19 protein-coding genes, 1 tRNA gene and 1 pseudogene are annotated in these 21,680 nt (G+C 54.9%); 13 read left to right on the forward strand and 8 right to left on the reverse strand.

The window, feature by feature from the left end; all coding sequences use genetic code 11:
* Positions 1 to 345: 345 nt before the first annotated feature.
* The 5 genes from RHM59_RS16010 to RHM59_RS16030 all read right to left on the reverse strand — a co-directional run bounded on the left by RHM59_RS16010 (position 346) and on the right by RHM59_RS16030 (position 3,289).
* Complete coding sequence (locus RHM59_RS16010; RefSeq protein ID WP_322224709.1) at positions 346 to 777, reverse strand: type II toxin-antitoxin system death-on-curing family toxin; 432 nt, start codon at positions 775 to 777, stop codon at positions 346 to 348.
* A 10-nt stretch (positions 778 to 787) separates the two neighbouring features.
* Positions 788 to 1,801, reverse strand: coding sequence for a DNA-binding protein (locus tag RHM59_RS16015; RefSeq protein ID WP_322224711.1), 1,014 nt, complete (start codon positions 1,799 to 1,801; stop codon positions 788 to 790).
* A gap of 177 nt (positions 1,802 to 1,978) precedes the next feature.
* Positions 1,979 to 2,200, reverse strand: coding sequence for a hypothetical protein (locus RHM59_RS16020; protein WP_322224712.1), 222 nt, complete (start codon positions 2,198 to 2,200; stop codon positions 1,979 to 1,981).
* Positions 2,201 to 2,552: 352 nt separating this feature from the next.
* A complete protein-coding gene (locus tag RHM59_RS16025; RefSeq protein WP_322224714.1) occupies positions 2,553 to 2,969 on the reverse strand; it encodes a hypothetical protein in 417 nt (138 codons plus the stop codon).
* 243 nt (positions 2,970 to 3,212) lie between these two features.
* Positions 3,213 to 3,289 (reverse strand) — tRNA-Arg (locus RHM59_RS16030).
* Positions 3,290 to 3,640: 351 nt separating this feature from the next.
* On the opposite strand from RHM59_RS16030, the gene gabD reads away from it, so the two are divergent.
* The 3 genes from gabD (at position 3,641) to RHM59_RS16045 (ending at position 7,810) form a co-directional block, all read left to right on the forward strand.
* Positions 3,641 to 5,083, forward strand: a complete 1,443-nt coding sequence (gabD, locus tag RHM59_RS16035; RefSeq protein WP_322184438.1) for an NADP-dependent succinate-semialdehyde dehydrogenase — start codon at positions 3,641 to 3,643, stop codon at positions 5,081 to 5,083.
* A 139-nt stretch (positions 5,084 to 5,222) separates the two neighbouring features.
* Positions 5,223 to 6,503: a 4-aminobutyrate--2-oxoglutarate transaminase gene (gabT, locus tag RHM59_RS16040; RefSeq protein WP_322166971.1), complete on the forward strand. Its 1,281-nt coding sequence runs from the start codon at positions 5,223 to 5,225 to the stop codon at positions 6,501 to 6,503.
* A 95-nt stretch (positions 6,504 to 6,598) separates the two neighbouring features.
* Positions 6,599 to 7,810, forward strand: a complete 1,212-nt coding sequence (locus RHM59_RS16045) for an HDOD domain-containing protein (protein ID WP_322224716.1) — start codon at positions 6,599 to 6,601, stop codon at positions 7,808 to 7,810.
* A gap of 32 nt (positions 7,811 to 7,842) precedes the next feature.
* On the opposite strand, the gene RHM59_RS16050 is transcribed toward RHM59_RS16045, so the two are convergent.
* Both RHM59_RS16050 and desA read right to left on the reverse strand, forming a co-directional pair.
* A complete protein-coding gene (locus tag RHM59_RS16050) occupies positions 7,843 to 8,835 on the reverse strand; it encodes a sensor domain-containing diguanylate cyclase (RefSeq protein ID WP_322166969.1) in 993 nt (330 codons plus the stop codon).
* A 137-nt stretch (positions 8,836 to 8,972) separates the two neighbouring features.
* A complete protein-coding gene (desA, locus tag RHM59_RS16055) occupies positions 8,973 to 10,154 on the reverse strand; it encodes a delta-9 fatty acid desaturase DesA (RefSeq protein ID WP_322166968.1) in 1,182 nt (393 codons plus the stop codon).
* Between the two features lie 156 nt (positions 10,155 to 10,310).
* Here desA and dibA point away from each other — a divergent pair, with 156 nt between their 5' ends.
* From dibA to RHM59_RS16095, 8 genes are all read left to right on the forward strand, one after another.
* Entirely contained in the window at positions 10,311 to 12,230 is a 1,920-nt protein-coding gene (dibA, locus tag RHM59_RS16060) for a phosphodiesterase DibA (protein ID WP_322166967.1), read from the forward strand.
* Between the two features lie 194 nt (positions 12,231 to 12,424).
* On the forward strand, positions 12,425 to 12,607 hold the full coding sequence (gene oscA / locus RHM59_RS16065; protein ID WP_322166966.1) for a sulfur starvation response protein OscA: 183 nt from the start codon (positions 12,425 to 12,427) through the stop codon (positions 12,605 to 12,607).
* Between the two features lie 47 nt (positions 12,608 to 12,654).
* Positions 12,655 to 13,662: a sulfate ABC transporter substrate-binding protein gene (locus RHM59_RS16070; protein WP_322166965.1), complete on the forward strand. Its 1,008-nt coding sequence runs from the start codon at positions 12,655 to 12,657 to the stop codon at positions 13,660 to 13,662.
* Positions 13,663 to 13,752: 90 nt separating this feature from the next.
* Positions 13,753 to 14,571 carry a sulfate ABC transporter permease subunit CysT gene (gene cysT, locus RHM59_RS16075; RefSeq protein ID WP_322166964.1) on the forward strand — a complete coding sequence of 273 codons (819 nt, stop codon included), beginning with the start codon at positions 13,753 to 13,755 and terminating at the stop codon, positions 14,569 to 14,571.
* A 13-nt stretch (positions 14,572 to 14,584) separates the two neighbouring features.
* Positions 14,585 to 15,457, forward strand: coding sequence for a sulfate ABC transporter permease subunit CysW (gene cysW / locus RHM59_RS16080; protein WP_322224718.1), 873 nt, complete (start codon positions 14,585 to 14,587; stop codon positions 15,455 to 15,457).
* Positions 15,458 to 15,460: 3 nt separating this feature from the next.
* Positions 15,461 to 16,450, forward strand: a complete 990-nt coding sequence (locus RHM59_RS16085) for a sulfate ABC transporter ATP-binding protein (RefSeq protein ID WP_322166962.1) — start codon at positions 15,461 to 15,463, stop codon at positions 16,448 to 16,450.
* Between the two features lie 45 nt (positions 16,451 to 16,495).
* Positions 16,496 to 17,179 carry a Crp/Fnr family transcriptional regulator gene (locus RHM59_RS16090; protein WP_322166961.1) on the forward strand — a complete coding sequence of 228 codons (684 nt, stop codon included), beginning with the start codon at positions 16,496 to 16,498 and terminating at the stop codon, positions 17,177 to 17,179.
* Positions 17,180 to 17,216: 37 nt separating this feature from the next.
* Positions 17,217 to 17,879 (forward strand): response regulator, encoded by a 663-nt coding sequence (locus RHM59_RS16095; RefSeq protein WP_322166960.1) that lies wholly within the window; start codon positions 17,217 to 17,219, stop codon positions 17,877 to 17,879.
* Positions 17,880 to 18,347: 468 nt separating this feature from the next.
* Here the strand turns inward: RHM59_RS16095 and RHM59_RS16100 are convergent, their stop codons facing one another.
* Positions 18,348 to 19,355 carry an AraC family transcriptional regulator gene (locus RHM59_RS16100; RefSeq protein WP_322184442.1) on the reverse strand — a complete coding sequence of 336 codons (1,008 nt, stop codon included), beginning with the start codon at positions 19,353 to 19,355 and terminating at the stop codon, positions 18,348 to 18,350.
* A 126-nt stretch (positions 19,356 to 19,481) separates the two neighbouring features.
* On the opposite strand from RHM59_RS16100, the gene RHM59_RS16105 reads away from it, so the two are divergent.
* Positions 19,482 to 20,555, forward strand: coding sequence for a fatty acid desaturase (locus RHM59_RS16105; protein ID WP_322224720.1), 1,074 nt, complete (start codon positions 19,482 to 19,484; stop codon positions 20,553 to 20,555).
* Between the two features lie 476 nt (positions 20,556 to 21,031).
* Positions 21,032 to 21,613, forward strand: a pseudogene (locus tag RHM59_RS16110) (alpha/beta hydrolase).
* Positions 21,614 to 21,680: the final 67 nt, after the last annotated feature.

Here is a 21,680-nt window from a genome sequence, read left to right on the forward strand (position 1 = left end):
AATCGAACCCACAGGAGCGCCCGGTTGTTGGGTAGTTAGGGGCCTAAAAGCTAGTTTGCTGGGTTGGTCTCGCACTAGGTGAAGTTGATTGATGTCTCTCAACTCAGCCTATTTTGCTTTGTCAAAATAAGTCACTTGATTTTTGTTGTGGGTTGAATGCTCATAACGTTGGCATCAGAGTGCCCAGCAGGTTGACAGTGGCGCGCCATACTTGCCCCACAACAATCTGCCAGCACACTCTCTGCTGTTCATTGGGACCATAATGTCTGCCTTTGCATATGCTTTTCGCTTGGGTATTGTGGTCAGGATTGTGTAACCGTTGTATTGCAAACCCAAGGCCTGATGTCACATGCAGGAGATAGAAGTTAGTAGCTTGATTTTCAATGCCTCTGAGAACTCATCCTCATAAATCATGGAGGTTATCAGTTCACTTAGAAGAGCTCTATCTATAATATTGTCAGCGACCCATACAGCTATGTTTTCCATGTTGGAGACAAAGCCGGACACTGCATAATGGTACCCGTTGAGTTTCAGAAAATAGGCGCCCAGTGCGATTGATGACCTTTTGTTTCCATCATTGAAAGCGTGATTTTTGTTTATTGAATATACGAGGAAATTCAACTTATCTTCGATCGTCGGGTAGTAATCATCATTTTTTACATGTTCTAATGGGCTCTGAAGGTTGCCAATATTAAATACTCCTGGTCTTCCGCCGGAGTTCTCAATTATCCAGTCATGTATCTGGATCGCATGATTCGTATCAAAATATAGAAACATGATCCGCCTTTTAGCGATCTTTCAATCTTTTGAAAACAGCTAAAAGCTCCGGGTCGGCTAAGCGAGCCTCTAGAGATTTACTGGTCTCGCCCAAAAAGCGCTCAAAGTCTCCTTCAGGTACTGTTTGGATATATCCTTCTAGTTTCTCATGTAGTGCTTCCCTAAAGCACAAGTCTCGGCTAGCCATTTTTGTACGAGCCTCACTTAGTACCGGCTTCAGGTATGGATTGTTTTCAGCATTTTTTATAAGTAAGTCCAGCTCCACTGGTTTTAGTTTTCGATGATGCTCGTCGTAAAAATTTTTCATATCACTAGCTAGTCCACTTTCAAAGCTAGCGATTGCACGAATCACTTCGGCATAGAGTGTTTCGCGCATATTGTCTTTTTCTGCTAACCTTAATACCTTTTTGTACTCTGCTGCATTTTCATGGAATATGGCTTGATATATTTTATTTGTATACATGCCAAATTTTAATGGCCCCATATCCAAAAAGCTGCTTAGCGCGCTGGTGAATTCGGCCCTGTGGTTATATTCTTGAAATGCAGCGGGAAGGTAATCTTGATCTCTTTGATTAATGAATTTGGTGTGCCCCCCGGATCTTTCTGCCATTACATCAATCACGATATCAAGTAATCGTGACCGGATAATTTTCGCTTGCTCGCTTTCGGTGAGTAGCATTGCGAGATTCAAAAGTGAGCGAAACGAAAACAGTCCAAGTATGCTGGTTTTGGTACCCTCACTGATGAGGGCACCATAAGCTAAATCCTTGAAATCCTTAAGATTTTTACCTTTTATCAATCGATAGCCATTAGCCTTCAGCTCGTCAGCGTGCCCTGTGATGTAGCGCTCAATTGTGGCTTCGCTGATATTGAATAGCTCGATCAGCTGCTGTTTGGTAAAAACGGTCTCTCCATCGTAGCTAACACCGCCGAGAGATAGATGGCGCTCCGCATGAGCAAGCGCATATCTGTTGTTCAACACATTTTGCCTTTCTTTAGCGGATGTAGTGAAATCAGTAGCCATAATATCCCTTTAAAATCAACGGGCTATGGATAAATCTAAAACCTATCGAGATGCACCGTTGGGCATTCAGTGCTATCAGGGGCTTAGCATTTTCCGTTTGGAATGCACAAAGCTTCACATTCTATAATGTTTAAAAAATCGCATCATAATGTCCAGATATAGACCTTTTAGCTACCATCATGCTCGCTCACACAGCCATTGGCTGCTCCATTTTGACTGCATAAAAACATCAGATGGGGACGGATGGATGTTGCAATACCGCTTCAGCATGTTCACTTCCCTATGCCCCGTCACGCTGGCGAGCTCGATCAGATTCGGAAACTTGGTTCCAAGTCGACAGGTCGCTTCATGCCGCAGATCGTGAAAGCGCAGATTGACCAGGGAGTCTTCCTGATGCATTACCTGCACCACTCCGCAATCTCACAAGCATTTCACCCTTGCTCGCTCCAAGCTTCGCACAAAGGCCTTCTTGAGCACATCAGCCGTTGTGGGAAAGACTCGACCACACAGCGAGCGCGGCAAGTCCTTCAGCAATTGAATAGCCCTAGGTGAAAGCGATACGGTTCTGGGCAGGCTTAATTGGTTGCGGGGTGATGCGCGGCCCTACACTCCAGACTCATATGCTTCCAGCGCAGCTCGAAAATCTCGCCACGTCGCATCGCTGTCTTAATCGCCAATTGAACGATAGGCCATATCCAAGGATTGTGTGAGGCGTCGGCATAAGTGCCGTCAGCACGGCGCTCACGAAGCTCTAAGGCGCCAAGCATGTATGCTTTTCAATTGGATCAAATCGTCGCGAGCGTTCGTCGTTGTAGCTAGGACGGCTGACCATAACCACCGGGTTTTCGGCAAGGTGAATTCCCCACTCGCGACGAGCGACCTCAATCACGCATTGAAACAACGCCAGCTCACGCTTCACCGTGTTGCCCTTGCGGATCTTCAGGCGTTCATCACGGTAGCGGGCGAAGTCGGAGGAAGTGAGGGTGGCAACGATGCGTGTCGCCAGCGGATGGCGCTTGAGGGCTTCCAAGCGTTTGATTTCCGAATACGCGCCTTTGTGCTTTGGAGCGATCTCGGAGATGTAACGATCAATGAGTTGATGAAAGGCGGTGCGTTCAGCCTCGACGCGAGAGACAAAGATTCCCCGGTCGATTTCGCTTTCGATCATGCGCGCCCAAGCTTGGGCATCGGCTTTAGTTTCGAAGGTTTTACGTTGGGCTGGATAGCCCTTACGACGAATTTGCGCTTCTCACTGCCCGTTACTAATAGCTGGGCCGCGATTCCTGATTGTTGGCATTTCGACCATGCCCGCCACTTATGAGTGTGGCAAATTTGTGGCAAAAACGACTTTCAGGACTAGGACAGGTTTCTGTCAGGAGCGCTATCCCCTTGTAATACAAGGTAAAAAAGATGGTGCACCAGGCGGGATTCGAACCCACGACCACTGCCTTCGGAGGGCAGTACTCTATCCAGCTGAGCTACTGGTGCGACGCGGGCGCCATGATACTCATCTGGCTGCCGGGCGTCCATGCCGGTGAGTGCTGTTGTTGATATCGCACGTTACCGGATGTAAGGGTGACGTTGATCCGAAATTTTCAGCGCTTTTCACGTTTTTGTTCTTTTTTTCGAACAGACTATTGTCCTTTACCCCAGCAGACCCTAGGATTCGTTTGAGATTTCAAACGCTTTTGGCGGGATGCTGAAGCGCACGGTCTACACTGAGTGCGCGCTGAGTACTGAGTACGGTGAATGATTTCCTGACGGCAGCCTTTATAGAGGCGCCTTTGAACAATCAAAAAATTCGCTCCGCGCCTGCGCGGTGCTGTTTAGGAGGCCGACATGCAGCTTAAAGACACCCAATTGTTTCGCCAGCAAGCCTTTATCGATGGCGTTTGGCTGGATGCGGACAATGGCCAGACGATCAAAGTCAACAACCCGGCCACCAACGAGATTCTCGGGACTGTGCCGAAGATGGGTGCTGTTGAAACCCGTCGCGCGATTGAGGCAGCCAACAATGCGTTGCCGGCCTGGCGTGGACTGACCGCCAAAGAACGTTCGAACAAGCTGCGTCGCTGGTTCGAATTGATTATTGAAAACCAGGACGACCTCGCTCGCCTGATGACCCTTGAACAGGGTAAGCCGCTGGCCGAAGCCAAAGGCGAAATCGTTTACGCCGCTTCCTTTATTGAATGGTTTGCCGAAGAAGCCAAGCGCGTCTACGGCGACGTAATCCCTGGCCACCAACCCGACAAGCGCTTGATCGTAATCAAGCAGCCGATTGGTGTGACTGCTGCCATTACTCCGTGGAACTTCCCGGCGGCGATGATCACCCGTAAAGCCGGCCCGGCATTGGCCGCCGGTTGCACCATGGTGCTCAAGCCGGCGTCGCAAACCCCGTTTTCGGCGTTGGCGTTGGCTGAGCTAGCGCACCGTGCGGGCATTCCGAAAGGCGTGTTCAGCGTTGTAACTGGCAGTGCCGGCGACATCGGTGGCGAGCTGACCAGCAACCCGATCGTGCGTAAATTGTCCTTCACCGGCTCGACCGAAGTCGGTCGCCAATTGATGGCTGAATGCGCCAAGGACATCAAAAAAGTGTCCCTGGAATTGGGCGGCAACGCGCCATTCATCGTGTTCGACGACGCAGACCTGGATAAGGCCGTCGAAGGCGCGATCATCTCCAAATACCGCAACAACGGTCAGACCTGTGTCTGCGCCAACCGCTTGTACATTCAAGACGCTGTTTACGACACCTTCGCCGAAAAACTGAAAGTCGCGGTGGCTAAACTCAAGATCGGCAACGGTCTGGAAGACGGCACCACCACTGGTCCGTTGATCGACGAAAAAGCCGTGGCCAAGGTCAAGGAACACATCGCTGACGCCATCAGCAAAGGCGCCACCGTTTTATTGGGCGGCAACAGCATGGAAGGCAACTTCTTCGAGCCGACCATTTTGGTCAACGTGTCGAAAGACGCGGCAGTCTCCAAAGAAGAAACCTTCGGCCCCTTGGCGCCGCTGTTCCGCTTCAAAGACGAAGCTGAAGTCATCGCGATGGCCAACGACACTGAGTTCGGTCTGGCGTCGTACTTCTATGCCCGTGACCTGAGCCGCGTGTTCCGTGTATCCGAAGCATTGGAATACGGCATGGTTGGCGTCAACACCGGGCTGATCTCCAACGAAGTCGCGCCCTTTGGCGGGATCAAGGCGTCGGGCCTGGGCCGTGAAGGCTCCAAGTACGGCATCGAAGATTATCTGGAAATCAAATACCTGTGCCTGGGCATCTAATTCTGTCAGCACAGTAGCGTTACGCACTTCAGTGGTAGCCGGGAAGGTGCAGCAGTCGATCATCGAATGCTGCTGCACCTTTCAACCGGCCGCTTAATCCTTGAACCACACCGCCCGATGAGCGGTGAATGAGGAAATCATGTCCCAAACTAACGAATCCTTGATGAAACGCCGCAACGCCGCTGTTCCGCGCGGTGTTGGTCAGATCCACCCGATTTTTGCTGCTTCGGCAAAAAACGCCACCGTTACTGACGTTGAAGGGCGCGAGTTCATCGACTTTGCTGGCGGTATCGCGGTATTGAACACCGGTCACCTGCACCCGAAAATTATCGCGGCTGTACAGGAACAACTGACCAAGCTGACTCACACCTGCTTCCAGGTGTTGGCTTACGAGCCTTACGTTGAGCTGTGCGAAAAGATCAACGCTCTGGTACCGGGTGATTTCGACAAAAAAACCCTGCTGGTGACTACCGGTTCCGAAGCGGTAGAAAACGCCGTCAAGATCGCCCGCGCCGCCACTGGCCGCACCGGCGTGATCGCGTTCACCGGCGCGTATCATGGCCGCACCATGATGACCTTAGGTCTGACCGGTAAAGTCGTGCCGTATTCGGCAGGCATGGGCTTGATGCCCGGCGGCATCTTCCGCGCAGTGTTCCCGTGCGCGCTGCATGGCGTGACGTCTGACGATTCCATCGCCAGCATCGAACGGATTTTCAAGAACGATGCCGAGCCACGTGACATCGCCGCGATCATCATCGAGCCTGTTCAGGGCGAAGGTGGTTTCTACGTTGCGCCGAAAGACTTCATGCTTCGCCTGCGTGCGCTGTGCGACAAGCACGGCATTTTGCTGATCGCTGATGAAGTGCAAACCGGCGCTGGCCGTACCGGTACGTTCTTCGCCATGGAACAAATGGGCGTTGTTGCTGACCTGACCACCTTTGCCAAATCCATCGCGGGCGGTTTCCCGTTGGCGGGCGTTTGCGGCAAAGCCGAATACATGGACTCCATTATTCCAGGCGGCTTGGGCGGCACGTATGCCGGTAGCCCGGTTGCTTGCGCTGCTGCACTGGCGGTTCTGCAAGTATTCGAAGAAGAACACTTGCTCGACCGTTGCAAAGCCGTCGGCGAACGCCTGGTGACTGGCCTGAAAGCTATTCAGGCCAAACATCCGGTGATCGGCGAAGTGCGTGCCTTGGGCGCAATGATTGCGCTGGAGCTGTTTGAAGATGGCGACTCGCATAAGCCAAACGCTGCGGCGGTTGCTCAAATCGTCGCCAAAGCCCGCGACAAGGGTTTGATCCTGCTGTCGTGCGGCACGTACGGCAATGTGTTGCGCGTGCTGGTGCCACTCACTGCTGATGACGCGTTGTTAGACAAAGGTTTGGCGATTCTAGAAGAGTGCTTCGCCGAACTCGTGTAAAACGTGTCCGAGTAGACAGAAAAAACCCGCCTCGGCGGGTTTTTTCCGTTTCAGGCCTTGGCTGTAGTACAGATACCGTCGTTGGAGAGTATTGAATGACCGCTGTAGATTTACCCGCTGCACCGCGCGTACTGATCGCGGATGCAGACCCTGGGGTACGAAACGCGCTGATTGAACTGGTCCTGAGCGTACGCCGTGATGCGTACCTGGAAGTCTGTTCAGATGGACCGCGGGCACTGGAGTGGCTTGACCTTCACCCCGTCAACCTGATCATTGCCGATTGGGACTTGCCGGGTTCCGATGGCTTGAGTTTGTTGCGCGGGGTTCGGGAGCAGCAGCAACAGCCGGCGGTCCCTTTCATATTGCTGAGCAACCGTAGCGACAGCGCCAGCGTGCGCGAAGCCGTTCTTCAGTCGCCTACGGCTTATCTGACCAAACCATTGAACCTGGAAGGTTTGCGTCTGCGCTTGGAAAGTTTATTGCTGCCTGCCGACGAGTACATTGACCCTGAAGCTCGCACGCTCATCCAAGGAATCACGCTGTCTCAGTTTCTCGAAAAACGTCGTGAAACTGCTGAAGGCGCGCCGCTGTCGTTGAATGTGCGCGAAGCGGTTTCAAGCAGCCAAGGTAAGGCGGGTGTTGATCTGGCACTGCTGGAAAAGGCACTGCACGTAGACCCTCACGTTGCCGCCGTGTTGATTGCTGCTGCCAACAGTGCCGCCCAACACTTGGGCAAAGCGGCTCAAACCTTGCCACAGGCTTTGCAGTCGCTAGGGCCCACTGCGAGCATTAATCTGTTGCTTGGGTTGCCCAAGAAGCAAAACGCAATGCTTAAGAGCCCCGCGCTGATCGACCATGCCCGCAAGCTGTGGTCGTCATCCCTGCTCACCGCCAACTACGCCCGCTCGCTGGCACGTCTGCTGGAGCTGGATCAGGAGCGCTGCTTTTGCGCTGGTTTACTGCACAACCTGGGTGATCTGAGTGTGCTGCGCTGCATACAGGAGTGGCTGTCGTGCGGGGGGCAACTGGACGAAGACGCCGTGGAAAACGCGCTCACGAAATTCGGTGCCGGCTTTGGTTCCGCCCTGCGCACTCGCTGGCGTTTGCCGCTGGAGTTGCGAGAGCTGATTGCGGCGGTGTATCAATTCTCGGCCGGCGTTCAATCCCGCGAAGCTTTGGTCATGACCGTCGCAGCACAATTGGCAAGGTTAGGCCCGGACGAAGAAGTCGACGCCTTGGCAAGCAGCAAGGCTGCCCGCCTGTTGAAAGTCGGGACGTCGGAACTAGGTCGGTTGCGCAAAAAATAGACACATTTGGCAGACAAGCCTGCGTCAGTTAATCAAACCAGCACGATTTGATTTTTGCCCTGACGCTTGGCCTGATACATCGCCGCATCCGCGCGGGCGTACAGGACTTCAAGCCCGGTATCGTCTTCGCCCAGATTGGTCAGGCCTTGGCTGACAGTGATGCCAAATGCTTTATCGTCGCATTGAAAACTCAAACGCTGAATTTCCCGCTGCAACCGTTCGGCGATCTGCTGGGCCATGTCTGGCGCGCAGCCTGGGAACACCGCAGCAAACTCTTCGCCGCCGATGCGCCCGAACAAGTCGCCCCGGCGCAGCGCGGTTCGTCCACATTCAGCAATGCGTTGCAGCACTTGATCGCCTTCCTGATGCCCGTAACTGTCGTTCACCAACTTGAAGTCATCGATGTCCAGCAACAGGAAGGCCAGTGGTCGGCCCAACAAGCGGGCTTGTTCGAACTCGTGCTGGGCGCAGTCGAAGAAGTGACGCCGATTGCTGCTTTGAGTCAGAACGTCGGTGGTCGCGAGGCGTTGCAGTTCGCCTTCCAGCTGTTTCTTCTCGGTGATGTCTTCAGCGATACCCACCACGGTCAGGCGATGGTCGCGTTCCTGGCGGTTGATAAAGCATTTGTCGCTCAGCCAGCGAACCTCACCATCTGCGCGAATGATCCTGTATTCCCGATCTTCAATGGAGCCCTTATCGAGGACGTTCATCAAGCTTCGTTCGGCGTAGTCCAGATCGTCTGGGTAAATACTGTCGCGCCATTCGTTGTAGTCGGCCAGCAGAAGGCCCGCTGAGCGACCAAAAATTCGCTCGTAGGCAGGGCTGACATAAATCATCTGCTGGGTTTCCCAATCGAACGCCCACAACACGGCGTTAACACTACCCAATAGCGAACTAAATAAATGTTCGCGCTCACTCAAGCGCGCAACTTCGGCTTGAGCATGCATTAACGCGAGCAGCGTTTCGGCCGCCGCCGGTAGATCGATGGGTAAGGGAGTAGCCGTAAGGAGTTTCGGATTATCCATGGGCACGGCATCTCACAAAGACGTGCGGCGCTCAGCCACAACTAAACCCATTAACTAGCGAGTTGAGGTTCAGATTGATTGTAGGAGACGAAGTTCCGGAAGGCGCGCTCCCAGGCGGGGCGCGCCGATCAACGGTGTCAGGCAGAAGGGCGAAGCGAGTACGTTTTTAGTTGATTAGCAAATTCACGCAGTGACTGGATGCCACTGGCTTCAGCTTCATGTACCCAATCCTTGATCGCGGCCAGCATGTCATGCCCGTTAGTACTGGTTTTAAGCCATATTTGTTGCAGCGCCAGGCGCTTTTCGTAGATCACTTTCAGCGCTTGGCTGTGTTCCAGCATGGACTGAATGTGCTGCAGATGTTTCTCGTCGAGCAAGCTGGTCTCACGTGAAAGCAACCGCTTGGCGCGATGAAACTGATGCCGTACCGACGCATCGGCTTTGGCCAGTTCTTGGGCAACCAGCGGCCCAATCACCAATTTGCGGTATTGAGCCATGATCTGGAAGCGATTGTTCAGAATCGCCATCGCGGTGTCCATGTCCAGCGAACCTTTGCCTTCCACCCGATGGGCGATGGGCGCGACCCGCTGAACCTTGGCCAAATGCAGAAGGCTGAACAGTTTTATCCAGGCCCAGCCGATGTCGAATTCCCATTTCTTGACCGACAATTTGGCCGAATTAGGGTACGTGTGGTGGTTGTTATGTAGCTCTTCACCGCCGATCAAAATGCCCCATGGCACCAGATTGGTCGCCGCATCACGGCATTCGAAGTTGCGATAACCCACCGCATGCCCCAGCCCATTGACCACGCCTGCGGCCCAGAAGGGGATCCACATCATCTGAATTGCCCACACGGTGATACCGATCACGCCAAACAGCGCTACATCGATCAGCGCCATGAGGGTAATACCTAGAACCGGGAAGCGGGTGTAAAGATTGCGCTCAACCCAGTCGTTGGGACAGTTCTTGCCATAGATGCGCAAGGTTTCCGGATTTTGTGCTTCTGCACGGTATAACTCGGCACCTTTACGCAGCACTGTAGATAAGCCTAGGATCACCGGACTGTGAGGATCGTCGACGGTTTCGCATTTAGCGTGATGTTTGCGGTGAATCGCAGTCCACTCACGCGTATTCTGTGCTGTGCTTAGCCACAGCCAGAAGCGGAAAAAATGTTTAAGGCCCGAGTTGAGTTCCAGCGCACGGTGGGCCGAGTAGCGATGCAGGTAGACCGTGACACCAATAATGGTCACATGGGTCATGATTAAAGTGACCGCCACCAGTTGCCACACCGATAGGTCAAGTAGACCGTTGTTCCACATAGACTCAGTAGCCCTCAATTAGCGCTCGATAAAGATAAAAACAGCAACGCGCATTATCACTAAGCCACCAGATAAAACCAGTCGCCCTTTTAGATAAGAGTCGCCGGATGTTTCTACCCTATAATCCGCGCCTTTCGTGAGGACTTTCGTATATTTATGTCACTTTCGTCCCGGGATGCCTTACGCACGGCCCTTTTCTACACATTGCTGTCGATTCTGTGGCTGGAGCTCAGCACGCTTGTACTCCCAGTGCTTATCGAAGATCCGGCTGGATTGCTTCGCTGGCAGCTGATCAATGGCTGTGGGTGGATGGCTTTCAGCGCTGCGTTCGTCTATTTCGCTCGCGCCCGCTTGCTGAACATCATGGGCGTGGGCGCTCGCCTGGGTCAGCAGAAAAAAGACCAGGAACGCTTGCGCCAGGCCGCTGTAGTGTTCGACAGCACCAGTGAAGGGGTGTTGGTCAGTGACAGCCACGGTTTGATCGTCCACGTGAACCGTGCCTTCATGGAAATTACCGGGTATCAGGAAGAGGAAGTCCTCGGGCTGAACCCGAACAAATTCAAGTCCGGCCGCCATGACCTGGCGTTCTATCAAGTAATGTTCAAGTCGCTGCACGACACCGGTCAGTGGAGTGGCGAAATCTGGAACCGACGCAAAAGCGGTGAGGTTTACCCGCAATGGCAAAATATTCGCAGCATCAAGGATGACCATGGTGTCATCACGCACTACGTGGCCGTGTTTTCCGACATCTCCGCGATCAAGCGCTCGCAAAGCGAATTCATGCACCTCGCGCACCACGATCCACTGACCGATTTGCCCAATCGCCTGCTTTTCACCGACCGTACCCGTCAGGCCTTGGCGCACGCCCAAGCGCAAAAACGTGGCTGTGCCCTGCTGTTAATCGACCTGGATCACTTCAAAAATATCAACGACAGCCTGGGTCACAACGTTGGCGACCAAGTGCTCAAAATCGTCGCGCAGCGGTTGCACACGTTATTCGACAACGGTATGACCTTGGCCCGGCTCGGCGGTGATGAATTTGCCGTGCTGGCTGAGAACTGCCAGCAAGTGATGCAAGCCGCAGAACTGGCCCAGAAAATCATTGATGGCCTGAAACAACCGTTCACGGTTGATCAGCATCAGCTGTTCATCAGCGCCAGCATCGGTATCAGCCTGTTTCCCAACGACGCGCTGAATGCCGAGCAGTTGTTGCGCAACGCCGACTCTGCGCTGTTCAAAGCCAAAAACGATGGCCGCGAAGGGTACGCCCTGTATACCGAAGAACTGACTGCCCACGCCCAGCAACGGGTCGAACTCGCCGGTGAGCTGCGTCGCGCTATCGAGCATGAAGAACTACGAGTGTTTTATCAGCCGGTACACGATCTTTACAGTGGTCGCATGCTGGGGGTCGAAGCGCTGGTGCGTTGGCAGCATCCTGAGCGTGGGCTGGTGTCACCCGGTGAGTTTATTCCGATTGCCGAACAAAGTGGCCTGATCGCCGACATCGACGCTTGGGTACTGAAAACGTCCTGTCGGCAGATGCGTGAATGGCGCGAATCGGGTTTTGATCTCGAATTTGTCGCGGTAAACGTCTCCAGCCGGGTGTTTGGTCACAGTGATTTGTACCAACAAGTGGCGCGGGTACTGAGCGAAACCGGGCTCGATCCAGCGATTCTGGAATTGGAAGTCACCGAAAGTGCGGTGATGGAAGACCCCGAAATGGCCCTTGAGCAGCTGCACCGCCTGCGTGAGCTGGGCTTGCGACTGGCCATAGACGATTTCGGTACCGGCTACTCATCGCTGTTGCGGCTCAAGAGCATGCCGGTGCATAAGCTCAAAATTGATCAGGGGTTTGTCGCCGGGCTGCCTCATGACGAAGACGACGCCGCCATTGTCCGGATCATCATTGCGCTGGGGCAGGCGTTAGGCATGAAAGTACTTGCAGAGGGCATTGAACGACCTGAACAAGCGAGTTTTCTGTTGGAAAACCACTGTGAACTAGGCCAAGGCTACTTATTCGGCCGTCCACAACCGCCGGAAGAGTTGAATAGCAAGTTGCAGCGCGTGCCTCACTAAGCCGCAAATACAAGGTGTTGGAGCTGCGCAATGCGCTCTAAGCCTAGCCAAAAATCTAATTATTCTTTTTAGTTATATCTGCATTCTTAAACAGTCTTTTTAAGAATAACCGCGCCTCTCTAAGATTAGCGTCACGCCGCAAGTAGTCGCCTTCGAACCGCTACTGCAGGCACCTCTATTCAAGGAGCAGCACCATGAGCGCATCTGTGCGTAGCGTTGACGGCCAAGACGAAGCAAGCATCCTGCGTGAAATTCAAAGCGCTTTGCGTGATCTGCGCTTCGGCGCGGTAGAAATCACGGTGCACAACGCGCAAGTGGTGCAGATCGAACGCAAAGAAAAATTCCGCCTGCAAACCCCCAGTACCAAGCCTAGCTAAATCGTGTTCATAAAAACTAAAAACAGAATCGTCCAGGAGCTTCACCCATGTCTATTCGCCTTTTAGCCTTGGCTGCCATCGCCAGCGCCGTTTTTGCGGGCTCAGCTGTTGCCAAGGATATTGAGCTGCTGAACGTGTCCTACGACCCGACACGTGAGCTTTATCAGGATTACAACGCAGAGTTCATCAGCTTCTGGAAGCAAACCCACGCTGACGACAACGTCAAAATACAGCAGTCCCATGGCGGTTCGGGCAAGCAGGGTCGAGCCGTCATCGACGGTTTGCGCGCTGACGTGGTGACCTTGGCCTTGGCCGGTGACATCGACGAAATCAGCAAGTTGGGGCAAGCGATCCCGGCCAACTGGCAAACCCGACTGCCGGACGCAAGCACACCCTACACCTCGACCATCGTGTTCCTGGTGCGCAAAGGCAACCCGAAAGGCATCAAAGATTGGGGCGACCTGATCAAGAAAGATGTGTCAGTGATCACACCTAACCCGAAAACGTCGGGCGGCGCACGCTGGAACTTCCTGGCAGCCTGGGCCTATGGCCTGAAGGCCGGTGGCAGCGAAGCCAAGGCGCAAGAATACGTCCAAGCGCTGTTCAAACACGTACCGATTCTGGACACCGGCGCTCGCGGTTCAACCATTACCTTCGTCAACAACGGTCAGGGCGATGTGCTGCTGGCGTGGGAAAACGAAGCGTATCTGGCCTTGAAAGAAGACGGCGGCGCCGACAAGTTCGACATCGTTGTACCGTCCCTGTCGATTCTGGCTGAGCCGCCGGTATCGATAGTCGACAAAAACGTCGACAAGAAAGGCACTCGCGAAATAGCTACAGCGTACTTGGAACACCTATACAGCCCGGCCGGCCAGGAAATCGCAGCGAAGAACTTTTATCGCCCTCGCGACAAAGCCGTCGCGGCTAAATACGCCAATCAATTCCCGAAATTGGACTTGGTGACTATCGACAAGGACTTCGGTGGCTGGAAAACTGCGCAACCGAAATTCTTCAACGATGGCGGCGTGTTTGATCAGATTTACCAGCCGCAATAATTGGCAGGCCGGCCCCTGAAAAAAGTGGGTCGCTGTTTGGCCTTCAGCCCGGATCCTGGTCCGGGCTTCGCGCGTTAACCAAGGACTTTTATGTCGCGTCGTATCTCCCCCGTCATACCCGGCTTCGGGCTGACGCTGGGCTACACCTTGGTGTACCTCAGCTTGATTGTGTTGATTCCGCTGTCAGCCATGTTCATCCATGCATCGCAGCTGACCTGGGATCAGTTCTGGGCCATCGTGACCGCACCGCGTGTGCTGGCCGCGCTCAAACTGAGTTTTGGAACTGCGTTTTGCGCCGCCATCATCAACGGCGTGATCGGCACGTTGCTGGCGTGGGTGTTGGTGCGTTACACCTTCCCAGGTCGCAAGATTATCGATGCGATGATCGACCTGCCTTTCGCGCTGCCCACCGCCGTTGCCGGTATCGCCCTGACCGCGTTGTATACGCCAACGGGTCTGGTCGGGCAGTTCGCAGCAGACATGGGCATCAAAATCGCTTACGCACCCTTCGGTATTACCCTGGCGCTGACCTTCGTCACGCTGCCCTTTGTGGTGCGGACCGTGCAGCCGGTGCTGGCAGACTTTCCCCGTGAAGTCGAAGAAGCCGCCGCTTGCCTTGGCGCCAAGCCGCTGCAAGTCTTCCGCTACATTTTGGTTCCCGCGTTGCTTCCAGCGTGGCTGACCGGGTTCGCCCTGGCCTTTGCCCGTGGGGTTGGCGAGTACGGCTCGGTGATTTTTATCGCCGGTAACATGCCGATGAAAACCGAAATTCTGCCGCTGTTGATCATGGTCAAGCTCGATCAATACGACTACACCGGCGCAACGGCCATCGGCGTGATGATGCTGGTGGTTTCTTTCATTCTGCTGCTGCTGATCAACTTGTTGCAGCGCCGCATCGAAACCCCATAAGGAGGCGCACCGCATGTCCAATTCAACGCTTATTGCCGCCTCCACCGCCAACGCTGCCCGGCGTGGCAGCGCGGTTTCACGACGTATTTTTATCAGCCTGGGCTGGCTGGTGTTCATCCTGTTTTTGGCGCTGCCGCTGTTTATCGTGGTGTCCCAAGGATTGAGCAAAGGGCTTGGCGCGTTCTTCACCGCGATCTTTGAGCCGGACGCTTTATCGGCGCTCAAGCTCACAGTCATCGCCGTAGTGATTTCGGTGCCGCTCAACGTGCTGTTCGGCGTCAGCGCCGCGTGGTGCGTGAGCAAATATTCGTTCCGGGGCAAAAGCATTCTGGTGACCTTGATCGACTTACCGTTCTCGGTCTCGCCGGTGATCGCCGGTCTCGTCTACGTGCTGATGTTCGGCGCCCAGGGCTTGTTCGGCCCCTGGTTGCAGGACCACGACATTCAGATCGTGTTTGCGTTGCCGGGCATCGTGTTGGCGACGATTTTTGTCACCGTGCCGTTCGTGGCCCGTGAACTGATCCCACTGATGCAGGAACAGGGCACCCAGGAAGAAGAAGCCGCACGGCTGCTGGGCGCCAATGGCTGGCAGATGTTTTGGTACGTAACCGTGCCGAACATCAAGTGGGGGCTGATCTATGGCGTGGTGCTGTGTACGGCGCGGGCCATGGGCGAGTTCGGCGCGGTTTCGGTAGTTTCCGGGCACATTCGTGGTGTCACCAACACCCTGCCGCTGCACGTTGAGATTCTCTACAACGAATACAATCACGTCGCAGCGTTTGCCGTGGCGAGCCTGTTGCTGATCATGGCGCTGTTCATCATGCTGCTCAAGCAGTGGAGCGAGTCGCGCATTACCCGTCTGCGCCAAAGCGCGGCGGAGGAATAATTCATGTCGATCGAAGTCCGTAATGTCAGCAAAAACTTCAATGCCTTTAAAGCGCTGAATTCCATCAATCTGAATATTCAGAGTGGCGAACTCGTCGCATTGCTCGGCCCATCTGGCTGTGGCAAGACCACCTTGCTGCGCATTATTGCCGGCCTGGAAACCCCCGATGAAGGCAGCATCGTTTTCCACGGTGAAGACGTTTCCGAGCACGATGTGCGTGATCGCAATGTCGGGTTTGTGTTCCAGCATTACGCGTTGTTCCGGCACATGACGGTGTTCGACAACGTTGCGTTCGGTCTGCGAATGAAACCGAAGAAGCAGCGCCCGACCGAAAGCCAGATTGCGGTCAAGGTTCATGAGCTGCTGAACATGGTCCAGCTGGATTGGTTATCGGATCGCTACCCGGAGCAATTGTCCGGTGGTCAGCGTCAACGCATCGCGCTGGCCCGTGCCCTGGCGGTTGAGCCCAAAGTGTTGCTGCTCGACGAACCCTTTGGTGCGCTTGATGCCAAGGTTCGTAAAGAGCTGCGCCGCTGGCTGGCGCGCTTACACGAAGACATCAACCTGACCTCGGTATTTGTGACCCATGACCAGGAAGAAGCCATGGAAGTGGCAGACCGCATCGTCGTGATGAACAAAGGCGTGATCGAGCAGATTGGCTCGCCGGGCGACGTGTATGAAAACCCGGCCAGCGATTTCGTGTATCACTTCCTCGGCGATTCCAACCGGTTACACCTTGGCGAAGACAATCACGTATTGTTCCGTCCCCACGAAGTGTCGCTGTCGCGCCACGAGCTGGAAGACCACCACGCGGCTGAAGTGCGGGACATCCGGCCATTGGGCGCGACCACCCGTGTGACGTTGAAGGTCGAAGGCCAGAGCGAGTTGATCGAAGCCGAAGTGGTCAAAGACCATGACAGCCTCACCGGCCTGGCGCGCGGCGAAACATTGTTTTTCAAACCCAAGGTCTGGCAGAAGCTGACCGACAGCTAATCGATCTTGAGTGGTTAGCCGTAATTAGAAAATCAGGGAGATGGCATGACTGGAGCGTTATGGCGAGGCCGACTGCTGACCAATTATTGGTTCAGTAATTTACCCGCAGCTTTACAAGATGGCGTGCTCGACGCGGCAAAACTGCGTCGCCTTACGCCTGGCAAGATGTTGTTCCGCCGCGGTGATCCTCCGTGCGGTCTGTATGCAGTGGTTGAAGGGGCGGTTCGGGTCGGCAACGACCAAGAGCACATTAAACTGACCGTACCCTCTTCGACCGATCTGCCTTTCTGGTTTGGCGAAGTGTCGTTGTTTGACGGACTGCCTCGTACCCAAGATGTCTTTTCCCATGCTCACAGCATCGTGTTGCATATACCGCAAACGGATCTGGAGCGGATATTGGGAAATAACCCCGCGTATCGGCGTCAGTTTGCCTCGCTGTTAGAAGAGAAACTCCGTGTGACTGGCGCGCAATTGGAGCAGCACGGCCAATTGACCACCGTTGCCCGCGTGGCTTTTTTTCTGCTGCTGATCAGTCAGGGCTATGGCCCGATCAATGGGTCGCCCTGGTTCATGCGGCTGCCATCGACTCAGTTGGCGCGCTGGCTCACCCTCTCAAAGCCGACGCTGGTGAGTGTCTTGAACGATTTGCAGCAACGGGGAGTCGTGAAACTAAGCCCCGACGAAATCGAAATTATGGATTTTAATAAACTGCGTGCGGCAGCTAGTTAATCGGCTTAGCCTAACGGCACGATGAATGAGGTGCGCCATGCGTTTGCTGTTAGTTGAAAACGATGCCAATACGGCCAATCATCTGGCCAAGGGGCTTGGCGAATCCGGCTTTGTGGTGGATGTCGCGCTTAACGGCCTGTCAGGTCGCCACTTTGTCGAAGAGCAAACGTACGATCTGGTGATCCTCGATGTCATGTTGCCGGGCCTTAATGGCTGGCAACTGCTGCAACTGATCCGTCAGCGAGGCACCACGCCGGTATTGTTTCTGACCGCTCGCGACGCCATCGAAGACCGGCTGCGTGGGTTGGAACTGGGCGCCGATGACTACCTGCTCAAGCCCTTCACCTTTGAAGAGCTATTGGTGCGGGTGCGTACGTTGTTGCGACGCGGCCCGACCGGCACTGCCGACAGCTACGCCATCGCCGACTTGGAGATCGACGTGCAACGCCAGCGGGTCAGTCGTGGCGGGCAACGGATTTCCCTAAGCGATCAAGAGTTCGAACTGCTGCAATTGCTGGCAAGCCGCCAAGGCGACGTGATTTCTCGCTCACTGATTGCTTCGCAAGTCTTCAACAACGACAGCCAGAAAGTCGAGATCGCGATACACCGCCTGCGTTCGAAAATCGACGAACGCTATTTGCCGAAACTGATCCACACCATGGGTAACGTGGGGTATCAGTTGGCGGTGCTAAACGACTGAATAAGCCGGTTCTCTGTAGGCGCCAACGTGTTGGCGAAAAGTCGACGCGGTTTATCTGAAGTACCGCGCAATGCCTTCCCGATGAATTCGGTCCCACCGGCTTTGGCAATGCACACATTTCTGTAGGAGCAAGCTGCCGAAGGCTGCGATCATATTTTCAGTGCCCCCTCTTCCGTGTCTGCCGAAATCTTTGTGGGAGTTGGCTTGCCAACGAAAGCGTCATTACAAACGCCTTAGGTTTCAGGTCGACATCAGCGGCGCGATGACCGGCCTCTTCGCAGGCAAGCTCCCACGGGATTTGTGGCCGCTTGCTACCAACCGTATCAATGAAAGTGGTTGCTGCGACAACACGTCGACGGACTATTTCAGGGCATGAATGGATTCGGGAAGCTTTCTGCCACGCCGCATCTATCGCCTCGCCAACACGTTGGCCCCTACAGAGAGAGGTAGTTGATTAAGGGACTCTGATTACTTGCCTAACCTATCCCGGAACTGGCTCGGCGTCTGCCCAGTCCAGCGTTTGAAGGCGCGGCTGAAGCTGCTGGTATCTGCAAACCCCAGCAGGTAAGCGATTTCGCTCATGGATGTGCGCGGCTCGCGCATGTGCTGGATCGCAAGATTCTGCCGGCACTGATTCAGCAGCAAATCATACCGAAAGCCTTCGTCGGCCAGATGCCGTTGCAAGCTGCGCAAGCTCAGGTGCAGGGTTTGCGCAATGTACTCGGCGGACGGTTCACCATCGGGCAATTGTGCTTCTATCGCGGCGCGAACCCGGCGTTCCCAGGTCATCGGCTTGAGCTGTTCGAGGGTGCGCTTGAGCACCGTTTCATTGTGCTCAGCCAGTTCCGGATTGCCATCTTCCAGCGGACTGTCGAAGTCGGAGGATGCGAACTCCAACAAATTTTCTTTAGCGGAAAACACGATTGGCGCCCGAAACACATCGTGCCAAGGCTGCGGGTCCAACGGTTCGGGGCGCTGAAGGTGCACGGCCAGCGGAACGTAATCACGGCCTAACCGGTTGCGACAGGTACGCACGTAGATCGCCGCAAAGGCATCAATGGCCTCGGCAGCGGGCGCGGGGTTGCCTTCGGCGGCGCTGAAGCGAAACTCATAGCGCTCAGCCGTGCGACGCAGGTCCAACGCCAACACATCGCTGACCACCTTGTGATAACGCACGATGCGCTCGAACACTTCCTGGAGCGTGCCGCTGGCCACCAACGCGTAGCCCAGCGCATGAAACGTGGTTGGGCTGACAAAGCGCGATACCCGCAAACCAATGGCCGGGTCGCCGCTGGCCTGCACCGCCAAGTGCCACAGCCGCGTGGTTGCGGTTACCGGGTAGCGCGCATTCGGGTCGTCCATCAGTTGTGGATCCAGCCCGGCGGTTTGGCACAGCGCAGCACTGTCGAGGCCAAGGGCGTCGAGTTGCTTGCGCAGGGCGCGGGTCCAACTGGCGAGAGTCGTAGGTTCAGTCATAACGATTGGCGCGTGCGGTCAATAGGTTGGCGTTTGCGGGCGGGCGGGGTCGCACCCAGGAGTGCACTCTGTCATCCATCGGTAACCCCTTCGATAAAGCTAGCTCAATAATCAGAGGATGGAAGCATGCTGGGTACTTCTGCAAGTCCTGACAGACTGAATGCACAACAGCGATCAGCGCATATTCGCGCGGTGGTGATGGCCCGTGGCGACGAATTGCGCCAACGCTACCCGATCCTCAAGCACCAAGACGCCATTGGTGTTGGCATTCTGACGGTTGCCCTGAGCGGCATGCTCGCCAGCGCAGCGCTGTATATCGCCGGTTACATGGCGTGGTGGGTTTGCCTGCTGCTGAATGCCTTTCTCGCTTCACTGACCCATGAGTTGGAACACGACCTGATTCACAGCATGTATTTCCGCAAGCAGCGCATCCCGCACAACTTGATGTTGGCGCTGGTCTGGATGGCACGCCCAAGCACCATCAACCCGTGGATCAGACGCCACCTGCACCTCAACCACCACAAAGTGTCCGGCACCGAAACCGACATGGAAGAGCGCGCCATCACCAACGGTGAGCCTTGGGGTCTTGCGCGGCTGCTGATGGTGGGCGATAACGTCATGTCGTCGCTGATTCGCATGCTCCGGGCGAAAACCTGGTCGCACAAGTTTTCGATCCTCAAACGCACGCTGCGGGTTTACGCGCCGTTGGCCCTGCTGAATTGGGGAACCTGGTACGTGTTCCTTGGTTTCCACGCGGCCAATGGCATTGCTCATGTTTTCGGTGCGCCCATTGATTGGTCGGCGAATACCCTGGCGGCAATGCACGTGATCGATATCGCCGTGGTGGTGCTGGTTGGCCCCAATGTGCTGCGCACGTTTTGCCTGCACTTCGTCAGTTCCAACATGCATTACTACGGCGATGTGGAGCTGGGCAACGTGATGCAGCAATGCCAAGTGCTTAATTCAAAATGGATGTGGCCGTTGCAGGCATTCTGCTTCAACTTCGGCAGCACCCACGGCATCCACCACTTCGTCGTGAAAGAACCGTTCTACATCCGCCAGATGACCAGCCCGGTCGCGCATAAAGTCATGGCGCAAATGGGCGTACGGTTTAATGACTTCGGTACGTTTAGCCGGGCAAACCGGTTTGTTCGGGTGAAAGAAACGGCCGATGAAGGGGTACGAGCGGCGCAGGTTTGATGTGCCTGACATACCGCATCTTTAGGATGCGAACTTGTTTGCGAGGCGGTTCACCTGACGCCCCGCGTGAAATCTTTCGCCAACACGTTAGCGCCTAAAGATCTGTAACCGTGCCATGGCCTCCATCGAAAAGGATGGGATTACCAATTGTCCGTGATCACCGCCAAGTAGTTTTTCTGTCACAGAGTGTAGATAGCATCTGATTAAAGGTTTTGTGGGTCGCTCCTTAGGCAGGGTGCGGCCCTTTTTTATTCTGCATTTTCACCCCGCTGCCGAAGGCTGTGATTAGGCCTGAAAGGTCTTCAAGGCGCTAACCACCACGACCGGTGCCGGGTCGCATCGCATCGCATTCTTCGACAACTCTCACTTCCTTGTTATTCCTTTAAGGTATTAATAAATAGCTTCTTATTCCTTAACGAATATACCCCTCGTCTCTATACTTTGCCCTTGAACGCAACGTGCAGGAGACGCATCCCATGCGTAATGAGTCGATCCGTTATCTGATAGTGCCAGGCTGGCAAGGATCGCCAGACGATCACTGGCAGACGCATTGGCAGAACAGCTTGCCCAACAGCACGCGTGTGGAGCAGGCCGACTGGCTTAAACCGCGCCTTGAAGATTGGGTGGGTGAATTGTAGCGTGCGATTGCCGCTGACAGTACGCCGGTGATTCTCATCGCTCACAGCTTGGGTTGCGTCACGGTGGCGCACTGGGCCGGGTTGGCACCACGGCAGTCGCTTCAACAAGTTCGGGGGGCCCTGCTGGTCGCACCGGCTGATGTCGAGCGGCCGACGTGTTCGCCCGCCTTACGCAACTTTGCGCCGATTCCGGCTCAACTGCTGCCGTTTCCCACCCAAGTGATCAGTTCGGACAACGACTCGGCGGTTAGCATGGAGCGCGCCCTGAAGCTGGCGCTTAGCTGGGGCGCTGAGGTCAGCATTCTCAGCGGTGCCGGGCACATCAATGTGAAGTCCGGGCATCAACGCTGGGAGCAAGGGTTCGCCTATTTATACCGCCTGCAAAACAGCATCGAACTGCACACGCTTCGCCGCGCTTGAATTCAAATTTCTCGTCGGACCGCTTGGTCCGACTGTCTACTTTTTACGCTTGAGTCGTCGTAAAGGC

Origin of the sequence: Pseudomonas sp. MH10 (assembly GCF_034353045.1) — a bacterium.
Lineage (GTDB): Bacteria > Pseudomonadota > Gammaproteobacteria > Pseudomonadales > Pseudomonadaceae > Aquipseudomonas.